The organism is Succinivibrio dextrinosolvens (assembly GCF_900116345.1).
GTDB classification, from domain to species: domain Bacteria; phylum Pseudomonadota; class Gammaproteobacteria; order Enterobacterales; family Succinivibrionaceae; genus Succinivibrio; species Succinivibrio dextrinosolvens_B.
This window is the reverse complement of sequence record NZ_FPAH01000026.1, coordinates 23632-38570: the sequence shown is the minus strand read 5'-3', so window position 1 is coordinate 38570 and position 14939 is coordinate 23632. Positions and strand designations below refer to the sequence as shown.

14 protein-coding genes are annotated in these 14939 nt (G+C 38.7%); all 14 read left to right on the top strand.

The window, feature by feature from the left end; all coding sequences use genetic code 11:
• Positions 1-512 precede the first annotated feature (512 nt).
• The gene (locus BM308_RS08715; RefSeq protein ID WP_074944565.1) at positions 513-1142 is read left to right on the top strand and encodes a GNAT family N-acetyltransferase; all 630 of its coding nucleotides are present in this window, start codon (positions 513-515) and stop codon (positions 1140-1142) included.
• Between the two features lie 532 nt (positions 1143-1674).
• Positions 1675-1932, top strand: a complete 258-nt coding sequence (locus BM308_RS08710; protein WP_074944564.1) for a DUF3781 domain-containing protein — start codon at positions 1675-1677, stop codon at positions 1930-1932.
• Positions 1933-2785: 853 nt separating this feature from the next.
• On the top strand, positions 2786-4672 hold the full coding sequence (mnmG, locus tag BM308_RS08705) for a tRNA uridine-5-carboxymethylaminomethyl(34) synthesis enzyme MnmG (RefSeq protein WP_074944562.1): 1887 nt from the start codon (positions 2786-2788) through the stop codon (positions 4670-4672).
• Between the two features lie 70 nt (positions 4673-4742).
• Complete coding sequence (gene rsmG, locus BM308_RS08700) at positions 4743-5339, top strand: 16S rRNA (guanine(527)-N(7))-methyltransferase RsmG (RefSeq protein WP_177214436.1); 597 nt, start codon at positions 4743-4745, stop codon at positions 5337-5339.
• Positions 5340-5355: 16 nt separating this feature from the next.
• Complete coding sequence (locus BM308_RS08695) at positions 5356-6120, top strand: ParA family protein (RefSeq protein WP_074944561.1); 765 nt, start codon at positions 5356-5358, stop codon at positions 6118-6120.
• A gap of 18 nt (positions 6121-6138) precedes the next feature.
• Entirely contained in the window at positions 6139-7791 is a 1653-nt protein-coding gene (locus BM308_RS08690; protein WP_074944559.1) for a ParB/RepB/Spo0J family partition protein, read from the top strand.
• A 560-nt stretch (positions 7792-8351) separates the two neighbouring features.
• The gene (gene atpB, locus BM308_RS08680) at positions 8352-9305 is read left to right on the top strand and encodes a F0F1 ATP synthase subunit A (RefSeq protein ID WP_074944556.1); all 954 of its coding nucleotides are present in this window, start codon (positions 8352-8354) and stop codon (positions 9303-9305) included.
• Positions 9306-9334: 29 nt separating this feature from the next.
• Positions 9335-9568, top strand: coding sequence for a F0F1 ATP synthase subunit C (gene atpE, locus BM308_RS08675; RefSeq protein ID WP_031490852.1), 234 nt, complete (start codon positions 9335-9337; stop codon positions 9566-9568).
• Between the two features lie 31 nt (positions 9569-9599).
• Positions 9600-10070 carry a F0F1 ATP synthase subunit B gene (locus tag BM308_RS08670; protein ID WP_074944555.1) on the top strand — a complete coding sequence of 157 codons (471 nt, stop codon included), beginning with the start codon at positions 9600-9602 and terminating at the stop codon, positions 10068-10070.
• Between the two features lie 17 nt (positions 10071-10087).
• Positions 10088-10624, top strand: a complete 537-nt coding sequence (locus tag BM308_RS08665; RefSeq protein ID WP_074944553.1) for a F0F1 ATP synthase subunit delta — start codon at positions 10088-10090, stop codon at positions 10622-10624.
• Positions 10625-10639: 15 nt separating this feature from the next.
• Entirely contained in the window at positions 10640-12181 is a 1542-nt protein-coding gene (gene atpA, locus BM308_RS08660) for a F0F1 ATP synthase subunit alpha (protein ID WP_074944552.1), read from the top strand.
• A gap of 10 nt (positions 12182-12191) precedes the next feature.
• On the top strand, positions 12192-13055 hold the full coding sequence (atpG, locus tag BM308_RS08655) for a F0F1 ATP synthase subunit gamma (protein ID WP_074944550.1): 864 nt from the start codon (positions 12192-12194) through the stop codon (positions 13053-13055).
• Positions 13056-13074: 19 nt separating this feature from the next.
• Positions 13075-14490, top strand: coding sequence for a F0F1 ATP synthase subunit beta (atpD, locus tag BM308_RS08650; RefSeq protein ID WP_074944548.1), 1416 nt, complete (start codon positions 13075-13077; stop codon positions 14488-14490).
• 14 nt (positions 14491-14504) lie between these two features.
• A complete protein-coding gene (locus BM308_RS08645; RefSeq protein WP_074944547.1) occupies positions 14505-14933 on the top strand; it encodes a F0F1 ATP synthase subunit epsilon in 429 nt (142 codons plus the stop codon).
• Positions 14934-14939: the final 6 nt, after the last annotated feature.

Genomic DNA, 14939 nt, shown 5'->3' with positions numbered 1-14939 from the left:
GACATATGTCGTTCAGAGTCCCAGGCATTCTCATAAGAGCAGACGTAAGTGTATTTACCATTTCTGTTGAACAGTAGAGGAGGAAGTTCAGGAGCATCAACCACAGCCATAATTGCACCTATATAGTTACATAATAATATGTAACTATAATAACACAAAAAATAAAGGAAGTCCCTTATTTTTTCAGGACTTCCTAAAATTTATTTTTGGAATGTAACTAGATCTTCAAAGAATGGGTTAAACATAACCTTCCAAAAAGCTCATCTAATAAGATGGGCTTTTTTAATTTTCCTATCTCATCTCCACATCTCAATCCTTAAAGAAAAAAAGATAATCTATTATCCAGCATCTTTTGGATGTAGAATTAGCAGACAAAACAATTCTAATGTTGGAGCGTATTTTTGTTTACATTTAATTCACTGGAGATTGTAGGCTAACCGGGAGGTTTGCGTACGATCGGTAACCTCCCGCTGAAAAGCAATTGCAGTTAACAATTTTCGGGAGTTTAAACAATGAATATAAATAACTACTGTCAGATTCGTTTAGAGACCAAAGAAGACTACAGAAAGGTTGAAAATCTCATCAGGGAAGCTTTCTGGAATGTATACAGACCAGGATGCAGTGAGCACTACGTCATTCATGTTCTAAGAGACGATCCTGCCTTTGTGAAGGAACTTGATTTAGTCATGGAGCAGAACGGAATTCTCATAGGCCAGAATATGTTCATGCGAACTTTAATTAATGCTGACGATGGCCGGGATATACCTGTAGTTACTATGGGACCAATCTGTATTGCACCTGATTTTAGGCGCCAAAGATATGGGCTTAAGCTTCTTAATTATTCTCTGAAGAAAGCCTCTGAACTGGGATATGGTGCTGTTCTTATTGAAGGAGATATCGGATTCTATGGAAAGTGCGGCTTTAATTATGCCAGCAAGTTTTCAATCAGATACCACGACCTTCCTGAAGATGCAGACTCATCATTCTTTTTATGTAAAGAGCTGATACCTGGGTACCTTAATGGCATTACGGGCGTATACCAGACTCCAAAAGGCTATTATGTTGATGATGCTGATGTAGATGAATTTGACAGATCATTTCCTACAAAAACAAAAATGAAGCTTCCAGGACAGCTGTTCTAGATTTAGCTTAGAAAAAATCTCACTTGCCATTTTTTTACAAGGTAAGTGAGATTTATATTTTTACAACTAATCTAAAAATAATTACCCCAAAAATTTTCTTATCTATATTTTATTATCAAAATCACTATTTTTAAAACACAAAAATTCATAAAAAAAGGCAACATCCGTGTAAAGTATATTTAACAACCTGTTAAAAAGTCTGTGGAAAACTATTTGAAAATTTGCTGAAAAACTTCTGAAAAAACAGTTGATAAATACATATAAAAAGTAGCCTGTCGGAAAAAACGCACTTTCCCACATACTTTCCCACGATTCCCCTCATCTTATACACAAACTTTTTCTTAAATAACTACTTGATTTTAAATAAAAATAGTTACTTCCCACATATTTTTCCGTTATAAAAAAAATAAAAATAACATATATATAGTTAATTAATATAAAGTTATTTTAATTATTGCGTGTTCTTTCTTTTGAACAGTCATTAATTTAAAAAATAATTAGTGCAAGAAAAAAAATAAAAGGCAATTTTGAAATGGATAACAGCAGAGAACTTCTTTACAATCTTTCAAAACTTCATACAACTGAATTGGGAGTACAAAGAATTAAGAGAAATCTTAAGTTGGGAGACATCGATGTTGTAGACTTCTGCAGAAAACAGCTCTCATCAGAAGACTGTACTATCTTAAGACAAGGAAAGAACTGGTACTGCAGCAAAGAAGAAACCGTAATAACAGTAAATGCATACAGTTATACCATTATCACAGCACATATAAAGAAAACTCAGCTATAGCAGAATTAAATCCAACTCTCAATTTCTGAACTGAGTTTATTATTTAGTCAGTTACTTCAAGACCTTTACTTTATAGTCTTTTGATTTTCTCTAATTAAATCCAATTAACACCTATTCTGAAATCTGAACAATTCACTCATTATGATATTAAGTTGGATATCAGTAACATCCACCGTCTTAAATGACTATAAAGATAACGAGCAGAGTAAGAACAACACTGTTTATACCTATATAAAGCCATCAGATCGATCACTATTCTTAAATAGAACTGTGTATTTTTAACAGGAATTGGCTGAAATACCATGTCACAGTAATACTTTTAATGCTCTCAATAGACTCAGATATAGATTAAAGACAGTAAAAAGATACCAGAGTAAATACAAAGAAAACTGATTATTAATAATAAGTTAAGAAAAATCTTAATAGAAATCACAGGCTTTAAGCATAAATTAGCAAAAAAAATATAGATTAAAATCTCAATTTTTCTAACTTATTTTGTAAAATATCACCTGTTAAAAAATTGTGGAAAACGTTTTGAAAACTATTTGAAAATCTTTTGAAAAATAAGTTGATAAATCTGTATAATTTTTAGGCTGTTAATAACTACAGCTTTTTCCACAATAAACCAACGAAAAACCACAGCTTTTTAGACAAAGTTTTTTATAAATAATTATTTGAATTTAAATAAAAATTCTTACAATCCACAGAAAATCAAAGCTAAATAATAAATAAAATAATATATATATATAAATAAATTAATAAGATCTTATTACTATTATCGACGCTTGTTTTCTGTAGAAAAATAACTAAAAAAAGATCTTCAAAATAAGATCGGATCCTATAGGTTTTGATGATGAATAGTTTTAGAAATTTTGACGTCATAGTAATTGGTGCCGGACATGCTGGTATTGAAGCTGCTGCAGCAAGTGCCAGAATGAACTGTAAGACCTTACTTTTAACTCACAATCTTGAAACAGTCGGTGAGATGTCATGTAATCCTGCTTTTGGTGGAATCGGTAAAGGACATCTTATTAAAGAAATAGATGCTATGGGTGGTGTATGCCCTACAGCTATTGATCAGGCTGGTATTCAGTTCAGAACCTTAAATTCATCTAAAGGTCCAGCAGTTAGAGCAACAAGAGCTCAGACTGATCGTCACCTATATAAGGAAGTGATGAGAAAGACCTTATGGAATTATGACAATCTAACCATATTCCAGCAGCCTGCTACTGAAATTATCTATAAAGATCAGACTATCAGTGGTGTAAAGACTGCAGCAGGAATAGAATTCTACTGTAAAGCAGTGGTTATCTGTGCCGGTACTTTCTTAAACGGTTTAATTCATATCGGTTTAAATCATTACACCGGTGGTAGAGCAGGTGATCCAGCTTCAATCGGTCTTGCTGAGAACTTAAAGGATTTAGGTCTAAAGGTTGGAAGACTTAAGACCGGTACTCCTGCACGTATTGTTGCAAGCTCAATTGATTACTCAAAGATGACAAAACAGGATCCTGAGTATCCACAGCCAGCTTTCTCTTTTATGAATGAGGAGAAACTTCATCCAACTCAGGTACCATGCTATATCACCAAGACTAATGAGAAAACACATGAAATCATCAGAGGCGGTTTAGACAGAAGTCCTCTTTATTCTGGTGTAATTCATTCAATCGGACCTCGTTACTGCCCTTCAATTGAAGATAAGATCGTAAGATATCCAGACAGAGATTCTCATCAGGTGTTTATTGAACCTGAAGGTCTGACTTCACCTCTGGTTTATCCAAATGGTATTTCAACATCTCTTCCATTTGATGTTCAGGAGAACTTCATCAGATCTATTGAAGGTCTTGAGAATGCAATTATTGCTAGACCAGGTTATGCAATTGAATATGATTTCTATGATCCAAGAGAGTTATCTGTTTCAATGCAGTCAAAGAAAGTGCCTGGTTTATTCCTTGCAGGCCAGGTTAACGGTACTACCGGTTATGAAGAGGCAGCAGCTCAGGGCTTATTAGCTGGTATCAATGCCGGTCTGTATGTAAAGGGACAGCCTGCATGGTTCCCTCGAAGAGATGAGGCTTATGTAGGTGTGCTGATGGATGATCTATGTACATTAGGTACCAAAGAGCCATACAGAATGTTTACCTCTCGTGCTGAGTACAGACTGATTCTGCGTGAGGATAACGCTGATCTGAGATTAACTCCAAAGGCCAGAGAATTAGGTATTATCTCTGATGAGAGATGGAGAAGATTTGAAGAGAAGCAGAATCAGATCGAAAAAGAAAAGGCAAGATTAAGAGAAATCTCTGTAAAACCATCATCAGAGATGGGGCAGAACATTAACAAGATTCTGAACAATCCTATGTCACAGGAACAGAGTCTTGAAGAAATTCTGAGAAGACCTGAGGTTAAGTTTGATGCTTTAATCAAGACAACCGGTCTTGAACCAATTGCAACTACAGAGCAGTCTGTGGAACAGGTTGAGATTCAGGTAAAATACCAGGGATATCTGCAGAGAGAACTTGATGATATCAAGAAGAAGAAAACCAATGAGCATACTCTGCTGCCACTGGATTTTGATTACAGAAATATTAAAGCCCTATCCAATGAGGTTGCTCAGAAGCTTAATGAATATAAGCCTGAAACCATTGGTATGGCATCAAGAATTTCAGGTGTAACTCCTGCAGCTATTTCAATCCTATTAGTTCACTTAAAGAAGATGGATTTATTAGGTAAAAACTAAAGGTTATTCTATGGGAAGAAAAGATAGTACAGTTAATCAGGCCGAAATCCTTGGACAGATCAGAAGTCTGATGTCTAAAACAGACATTGAATATACTGAGGAGCAGCTGGAAAAATTAGCATCTCTGGTTGTTCTGCTGTGCAAATGGAATAACGCTCTGAATCTGACTGCTATTAGAGAACCTGACAAGATAGTTGTTCTGCATATTTTGGACAGTGCTGTTATTTCACCTTTAATCAAAGATAAAAACAATATTGCAGATGTGGGAACAGGTGCAGGGTTTCCGGGCTTAGTACTTGCTATACTAAACCCTGATAAAAAATTTACACTGATTGACTCTATAGCCAAGAAGCTGTCTTTTGTAAGAACTGCAATGACTACCCTCGGTCTTAAGAACGTAACTATAATCAATGACCGCTGTGAGAACATTGTTCCAGAAGAAAAATTTGAATGCATATTAAGCAGAGCATTTGCACCGTTATGTAAAATCGTTGAATGGTGTGAGAGCTTAATAGCAGAGTCAGGTGTTTTTATCTGTATGAAAGCAAATTTGGAAGATAATGAATTGAATGATCTTCCTAAAAATGCTCAAATAGAAAGTATAATTGATTTGAGAGTACCTTCATTGGATGCCAATAGAAAGGCCGTTATATTGAAGCTACATTAAGCATAAGGACTATAAATTGACTAAAGTTATTGCTATTGCTAATCAGAAAGGTGGTGTAGGAAAAACCACCACATGCGTGAACTTAGCTGCATCTTTGGCAGCAATGCAAAAAAAAGTCCTAGTTATAGATTGCGATCCTCAGGGTAATGCCACCATGGCATCCGGAGTTTCCAAGTTCGGACTGGAAAAGTCTATAACCAACGTTCTTATTGATGGTTTAGATGTTAAAGAAGCGATAGTTACTGAAACTGAAGGCGATTTTCATCTTATCCCTGCAAACGAGGATTTAACTGCAGCAGAAGTAAATCTGCTGGATAAGTTCGGAAGAGAGAACTTTCTTAAAAAGGCTCTTGATCCAATCAAGTCTGCCTATGATCTGGTTCTTATCGACTGTCCTCCATCTTTAAATATTCTTACAGTTAATGCTTTATGTGCATCTGACTCTATTCTTGTTCCTCTTCAGTGTGAGTACTTTGCACTAGAAGGTTTGACTCTGTTGATTGAGACTGTTGATCAGCTGGCTACAGCTGTAAATCCAAAACTGAAGATCGAAGGCATTCTTCGAACCATGTTTGACAACAGAAACAGATTATCTACAGACGTATCTGATGAGTTAAAAAAGAATTTCGGCGATCTGGTTTATGAAACCATTATTCCTAGAAATGTAAGACTTGCAGAGGCTCCAAGCTATGGTAAACCTGCAATGTATTACGACAAGTCTTCAGTTGGTTCTAAAGCTTATTTAGCATTGGCTGCAGAAGTAATAGAAAAAACAAAATAACAATAAAAGGGAACTCATATGGCAGGCTTAGGACGTGGACTAGGTTCACTATTAGGTGAATCCCAAAAAATAAAAAAGGAAAGACAGAAGGTAGAGGTTGAGGAAAAGGTTCAGGAGCCTGCTCCTGCTGAAGTACCAGAAGCTGTTTCTAAAAACTCAGTTGTTAATATTTCAATCGATAAATTAAAAGCGTCTAAATATCAGCCTAGAAAGAATTTTGATGAGGATTCTATAAAGGAGCTGGCTGATTCTATTACAGAACATGGTCTGCTTGAGCCTCTAATTGTTAAGAAAGCTGATGATGTTTATGAAATTATCTGTGGTGAAAGAAGATTCAGAGCTTGCCAGTTGGCTTCACTTACAGAAATTCCTTGTCTGATAAGAGATGATCTTGATTCTAACGGTTATGCTCTAGCCTTGATCGAAAACATCCAGAGAGAGGATTTAAATCCACTGGAAATGGCAGAAGCCTTCAAGCAGATGCTGGAAGAGTGCCAGTTAAGTCAGGAAGAACTTGCAAAAACTCTTGGAAAATCAAGAAGTACCGTAACCAATATTATTAGACTTAATAATCTTCAGGAAGATGTTAAGAAGATGGTTGTGGCCAATCAGATCGATCTTGGCCATGCAAAGGTTCTTTTATCCATTGAGGATCCTGATTTACAGTTAAAGGCTGCACTTTACGTTATAAAGAAATCCTTAAATGTAAGACAGACCGAAGAGCTTGTTAAAAACATCAAGGTTAACGGCTTTGAGGAAACTAAGAACAAGAAGGTTGTTTTCACCAGTGAAAAATTTGGCGAATGGGAAAAGAAGATTCGTCTGAATCTATCCGGTATTAAAGCTAAATTTAAAGCAACCAGTGATTCTAAGGGTAAATTAACCCTGGCTTATTCTTCAATCGAACAGCTAGAGTCTCTTTTAAATAAATTAGAGATTGAAGCTGATGTTAAAGATCTGAATGTAACTCCTTCTCTTGAAGAGAATGTTGAAGATGAGAGTGCATCTGAAGATGCTGTAGCAGAAGATATCTCAACAAATGATATTCCTGCAGAGGAGACTGCTGCAGAAGAGGTAACTTCAGATGAATCTGTTTCTGAGGACGCTGTAGCTGAAGAAGCTTCTGCAGATGAGGCTGTCCATGAAGAATCAGTATCCGAAGAAATCGCAGCAGATGAAGTAGCACCTGAAGAAGCAGTATCAGAAGAGGTTGCAGCAGATGAAGTTGCTCCTGAAGAGGCTGTATCTGAAGAGATCGCTGCAGATGAAGTAGCACCTGAAGAAGCAGTATCCGAAGAGGTTGCAGCAGATGAAGTTGCTCATGAAGAAGCAGTTTCTGAAGAGGTTGCAGCAGATGAAGTAGCTCCTGAAGAGACTGTATCTGAAGAGATTTCTGCAGATGAAGTAGCACCTGAAGAGGCAGTATCCGAAGAGGTTTCAGCAGATGAAGTCGCACCTGAAGAGGCTGTATCTGAGGAGATTGCTGCTGATGAAGTTAATCCTGAAGAGATAGCTTCTGAAGAGATTTCAACTGACGATGTAGTTGTGGAAGATATTGTTTCTGAAGAAATTTCTGCTCCAGAAACTGCACCAGAAGAGATCGCTCAGGAAGCTTCTGCTGAAGATGTTAATCTTGAAGAACTAATGGCAGAAAATTCAGAAGAAAAGTGAAAATAATACAACTTCTGTAATTTTGTGGTTAGGTTTTTACAATGCACATAGATAAAAAAAGTATAAAAATTTATTTATTAAACTTTTTGCTGTGTGCATTATTTTGTACAGTTTACTCATATTTTTTCGATAAAAATTATCTAATTAATATCGCTTCTGTATTAGATGGTTTTGCAATTTTCTCTATAATAATATTCATCTACGTTTTTCTTGCAAACAGAAATTCCTCCAATAAACTCATTTCCCCCGGCTATGTACTCTATGAGCTTATATATGCCTTTCTTCTAAAGTTTGCAGTTCTAATACTCCTACTGACCCTTAGTTTTAAAATATTTGATTTAAATAACAAAATGATAATTTTAACTTTCAGTTATATGGTTATTTTGAGATTTATCATTTATTTTAAGAGAGGGCTAAATGATAATTTACGCTAGTAACTCCATACAAAATATGAATTTTTGCTTTTGACAAAAAAAGTAAATAGTCGTATTTTTTTACGTTGTTATCGAGCTAAGTCATTAAATTAGTTCTTAATTACAAATAAATGTAGGATGTGTTTTATGTCAGAGAGTAATTCTCAAGGATATATATCTCATCATCTTCACTTTCTTCAGGTTGATCTTCGTGATTTTTCCATTGTTGACAGTGTAAAGGCCAGTGATCAGACTGCCTTTAAACAGTGTTTAGCCAACGGTGGTGAACAAGAAAATTGTCTGACTCAGGTTGGAACTGAGAAGTGCAAGTTGACAGATTTAGGATCTGGAGTTTGTTATGCTGAGCACCATGCATCAGCAGAATCAAAGATAGTAAATCCTTATACTCTTAATCTCGATTCATTGGGATTGACTGTAATTCTAGGTTTAATATTTTTGATGTTATTCAAATACGCATCTAAAAAGACTACAACTGGTGTTCCAAGTAAACTTCAGTGTTTTCTTGAGATGATTTTTGAATTCGTTCAGGGTACTGTTACCAGTATCTTCAAACGTAAGAGCAAACTTATAGCTCCTCTTTCCCTAACCGTGTTCATGTGGATTTTCTTAATGAATCTGATGGACCTTCTACCAATCGATCTAATTCCTGAATTTGCGAAGAGACTTGGAATTCCTTACTTCAGAGTTGTTCCATCTGCAGACGTAAATGTAACCCTGTCTATGGCAGTATGCGTTTTCCTGCTGATATTTGCTTTCTCATTCAAGAATATAGGCGTAACAGGCTTCCTAAAGAGTTTAACTCTACACCCATTCCATCACTGGGCTTTCATTCCAGTTAATTTCTTGTTGGAAGGTGTTTCCTTACTGTCAAAGCCAATTTCTCTGGGTCTTCGACTTTTCGGAAACATGTACGCAGGTGAAATGATTTTCATTCTGATTGCTCTATTACCACTTTGGTATATTCAGTGGGTACTAAATGTGCCTTGGGCTCTTTTCCACATTTTGATTGTTACTTTACAGGCTTTTATTTTCATGGTCTTGACTATTGTTTATCTATCAATGGCCAGTGAAGAAGATTAATTTTATTTCAAAAAAACAGGAGATATAACATGGATGCGTCTTTAATTTACCTTGCTGCTGGTCTAATGATGGGCTTAGCTGCTATCGGTGCTGCTATCGGTATTGGTATTTTAGGTGGTAAGTTCTTGGAAGGCTCTGCAAGACAGCCTGATCTGCTACCGCTGTTACGTACTCAGTTCTTCATCGTTATGGGTCTGGTTGATGCTATCCCTATGATCGGTGTTGGTTTAGGTATGTACTTAATGTTTGCTGTTGCAGGCTAATTAGGACTAACCAAATTTAGAGGTATCTAGATTGGAAATTAATGCAACTTTCGTAGGTCAGGCGGTAGCGTTTCTTATCTTCGCCGTGCTGTGCATGAAATATGTATGGCCACCTCTGCTCAATGCTATTGAGAAGAGAAAGAAAGAAATCGCTGACGGTTTGACTGCTGCTGAAAAAGCTAAGAAAAGCTTAGAGCTAGCTAAAGAAGATGCAGCGGAAACTGTTCGTTCTGCTAAAGCAGAAGCTCAGAGAATCATTGAAGAAGCAAATAAGACCAGATCTCAGATTATCGACAAGGCTTCAGTTGAAGCTCTGGAAGAGCGTAAAAAGATCCTTGATTTAGCTCAGAGTGAGATTGAATCAGAGAAGAATAAAGCTCGCGAAGATTTAAGATCTGAAGTTATTTCTTTGGCTATTGCCGGTGCTGAAAAGATCATCAATGAAAAGATTGATGAGAAGTCAGATGAAGCAATGTTAAAGAAGATAGCTGATTCGCTTTAGGGTAAAGAGGTAATGTAATGGCTGAAAATTTGACTGTTGCAAGACCTTACGCTGAAGCTGCTTTTTCATTCGCTGTTGATGAAAAGAAACTGGATGAGTGGCAGTGTATGCTTCAGGCTCTGTCTGAGGCCTACAAGAATGATTATTTCAGAGATCATTTGAAACTTGCTGCTAATTCATCTGCCGCAGCCGACAGTCTTATTTCGCTGTTAAAGCCTGCCAATCTCATAGATGAACACGGAGAAAATTTCGTCAAGATTCTTGGTGAAAACAATCGTTTCGAGGTTCTTCCTGATATCTATGAAGAATTCATAAGATTGAGACAGAAACACGATAAATGTATTTCCGCTCAGCTTATATCAGCAAGAGCTTTTGCAGAAAGCGAAATAAAACTGATAAAGGATAAACTGGCAAAGAAATACGATTGTACCGTAACCATTGAACAGATTATCGATAAGGACCTTATCGGTGGTGCTGTGCTCAAGGTAGGTGACAAGGTTATCGATGCTAGTGTAAGGACAAGTTTAAAGAACCTGTCTTCAACCCTCAGATAAGAAAGAGGATAAATAATGCAACTTAATTCGACTGAAATTGCTGATTTAATCAAACAAAGGATCCAGCAATTTAAAGTTGTGACAGAAGCTCGTGATGAGGGTACTATCGTTTCTGTTAACGACGGTATCGTAAGAATTCACGGTCTGTCCAACGTTATGCAGGGTGAAATGCTGGAGTTCGGTGGTGACCTATACGGCCTTGCATTGAACTTAGAGCGTGATTCTGTTGGTGCTATTGTTTTAGGACCATACGGTGAACTTTCAGAAGGCATGACCGTACACAGTACCGGTCGTATTCTTGAAGTTCCTGTTGGAAATGAATTGCTTGGAAGAGTTGTTAACTCTCTAGGTGCTCCAATTGATGGTAAGGGACCAATTAACTGCAATACCTACTATCCTGTAGAAAAGATTGCTCCAGGTGTTATTGCACGTCAGAGTGTTTCTCAGCCTATTCAGACAGGTTATAAAGCCGTTGACTCAATGGTTCCTATCGGACGTGGTCAGCGTGAGCTTATCATTGGAGACCGTCAGACAGGTAAAACTGCCTTAGCGATTGATACTATTATCAATCAGGTTAAATATGGCGTTCGTTGTATTTATGTTGCAATTGGACAGAAGGCTTCAACTATTGCTTCAGTAGTTAGAAAGCTTGATGAGGAAGGTGCTCTTGCAAATACTATCGTTGTAGTTGCATCTGCTTCTGATACTGCAGCTCTGCAGTATATTGCTCCATATGCAGGCTGTGCAATGGGTGAGTTCTTCATGGATAACGGTGAGGATGCCCTGATTATCTATGATGATCTGTCAAAGCACGCTGTTGCATATCGTCAGATTTCACTGCTGCTTCGTCGTCCTCCAGGGCGTGAGGCTTTCCCAGGTGACGTTTTCTATCTGCACTCACGTCTATTAGAGCGTGCTTCACGTGTTAACGCTGAGTATCTGGAGAAGAAGACCGAGGGTAAGATTGTCGGCAAGACCGGTTCTTTAACTGCTCTGCCTATTATTGAGACCCAGGCTGGTGACGTTTCAGCATTTATTCCTACCAACGTAATTTCTATTACCGACGGTCAGATCTTCCTGACTACCAGTTTATTCAACTCTGGTATCAGACCTGCTGTGGATCCTGGTATTTCAGTTTCCCGTGTGGGTGGTTCTGCACAGACCAAGATCATGAAGAAGTTATCTGGTGGTATCCGTACCGCTCTGGCTCAGTACCGTGAGCTTGCAGCTTTCGCTCAGTTCTCATCAGACCTTGATGATGCAACTCGTAAGCAGCTGGATCATGGTCAGAAAGTTACCGAGTTAATGAAGCAGAATCAGTATGCTCCACTAACCGTAGCAGAGCAGGCACTTGTAATTTTCGCTGCTGAAAGAGGATTCCTAGAAGATGTAGACCTTTCTAAGGTGCTAAGCTTTGAAAAGGCTCTTCTAGAGTTTGCTCATTCAAAATATGATTCATTGATTAAGGATATTGATGCAAAGCCTGATTATTCAGATGATATTGCCAACAAGCTGTCTGATTTAATCAAAGACTTTAAATCAACTCAGACTTTCTAGGAGCTCTTAAATGGCAGGTGCAAAGGAAATACGTACTAAGATAGCTTCTGTGCAGAATACACAGAAGATTACTAGTGCTATGCAGATGGTAGCCGCCTCTAAGATGCGCAAGGCTCAGGAAAAGATGAGCCAGTCTCGCCCTTATTCAAAAGGTCTTTACGACATTATTGGTCATATTGCCGCCTCACATTCTGAGTTCCATCATCCATTCATGGAAGAGAGACCTGTAAAGAATGTAGGTTTTATTATCGTATCCACTGACCGTGGTCTTTGCGGCGGTCTTAACATCAACCTTTTCCGTAAGGTTATTCAGAAGATGAATGAATTCAAGGAAAAGAATATCAATGTTAAGCTGGCTCTGCTTGGTACCAAGGCCGGAGCTTACTTCAATAGAGACGGCTTTGAAGTGCTTGCTTCACATTCTGGATTTGGTGATAACCCTCAGCCAGAAAAACTTGTTGGTGCTATCAAGGTTATGACTGATGCCTATATGAATGGTGAAATCGATGCCATTTATATAGCAAACAATGTCTTTAAGAATACTATGGTTCAGATCCCTGAATGTCTTCAGCTACTTCCTCTGGCTCCTTCACAGGATCAGGAAGTTAAGAAGCACCACTGGGATTATTTGTATGAGCCAGAACCAGAGGCAATTTTAAAGGTCGTACTTGACCGTTATGTAATGCAGATGGTTTATCAGGCTGTTTTAGAGAATCTTGCATCAGAGCAGGCTGCACGTATGGTTGCCATGAAGGCTGCAACCGACAATGCAGAGACTCTGGTTAGTGATTTACAGCTTGAGTACAACAAGGCAAGACAGGCAGGTATTACGATGGAGCTAAATGACATCGTATCTGGTGCATCAGCGGTTTAAAAATTAAGAGGAATTAAAAATGGCTGAAACTTCAAGTCGTGCTGGTGAGAAAGGTACAATCGTACAGATCATTGGCGCTGTTGTTGACGTTGAATTCCAAGAAGGTCATATTCCTGAGCTATATGACGCTCTGGAGGTAAAGGGCGATGGTAAGCATCGTTCTGATCTGGTTCTTGAAGTTCAACAGCAGATTGGCGGTGGTGTGGTACGCTGCATTGCTATGGGTTCTTCTGACGGTTTGAGCAGAGGAATTGAGGCTGTAAATACTGGTGCCGGTGTTAAGGTTCCAGTAGGTCGTGAGACTCTTGGACGTATTATGAACGTTCTAGGTCAGCCTGTGGATGAGAGAGGTCCTATCGGACAGAAAGAGGATTGGGAAATTCACCGTCCAGCTCCTACCTATGCTGAGCAGTCATCAACTACAGAAATTCTGGAAACCGGTATCAAGGTTATGGATCTTATCTGTCCTTTTGCCAAGGGCGGTAAAGTAGGTCTGTTCGGTGGTGCTGGTGTGGGTAAGACAGTTAACATGATGGAGCTTATCAATAACATTGCTAAAGCTCACTCAGGTCTATCTGTATTTACCGGTGTGGGTGAGCGTACTCGTGAGGGTAACGACTTCTACCACGAAATGCAGGAATCAAAGGTTATCGACAAGGTATCCATGATTTATGGACAGATGAATGAGCCTCCAGGGAACCGTCTGCGTGTTGCTCTGACTGGTCTGACCGTTGCAGAGAAGTTCCGTGACGAAGGTCTGGATGTGCTTCTTTTCATCGATAACATCTACCGTTATACACTGGCTGGTACAGAGGTATCTGCTCTGTTAGGCCGTATGCCTTCAGCTGTGGGTTATCAGCCTACACTTGCTGAGGAAATGGGTGTATTACAGGAGCGTATTGCTTCAACCAAGAAAGGATCAATTACTTCAGTACAGGCTGTTTACGTGCCTGCTGACGACTTGACCGATCCTAGCCCAGCAACTACCTTCGCTCACCTGGACGCAACCATCGTGCTGTCACGTCAGATTGCTTCTCTGGGTATTTACCCTGCAGTTGACCCTCTGGCTTCAACATCACGTCAGCTGGATCCATTTGTTGTGGGTAAAGATCACTACGAGGTTGCTCGTGGCGTTCAGTCAGTTCTACAGAGATATAAGGAACTTAAGGACATTATCGCAATTCTAGGTATGGATGAGCTTTCTGAAGAAGATAAGCTGGTTGTAGCTAGAGCTCGTAAGGTTGAACGTTTCTTATCTCAGCCATTCAGCGTTGCTGAAGTATTTACCGGTTCTCCTGGTAAGTATGTTCCACTGAAGGAAACTATCCGTGGATTCAAGGGAATTATCGATGGCGAATACGATAATTTACCTGAGCAGGCTTTCTATATGGTTGGTACTATTGACGAAGCTATAGAAAAAGCTAAGAACTTATAATAGAGGGGTGGAAAATGGAGTCAATATCATTCCATCTGAACGTGATTAGTGGCGTAAGTTCATTATATTCAGGACTTGTACAGTCTATCCGTGTTACAGGTTCTGAAGGTGAGCTTGGCGTCAGATACGGTCATACTCCTTTATTAACAACCATCAAGACAGGTATGGTTTCTCTGGTTGATATCAACGGCAAAGAGGATCAGATTTACCTGGCTGGTGGTATTCTGGAAGTTCAGCCTGATAATGTAACCATTCTGGCAGATACAGCTCTGCGTGCTGACGATATCGATGAATCCAAGGCACAGGAAGCTATCAAGGCTGCTAAGGATGAGCTGAACCGTCATGGTTCAGGTGATGCTGACTATGCTCATGCATTATCCAAGCTTGCAGATGCTATGGCTCGAATCAAGGTTGTTGAGATTGCAAAGGGTCGTCGCAGATAATTTCAA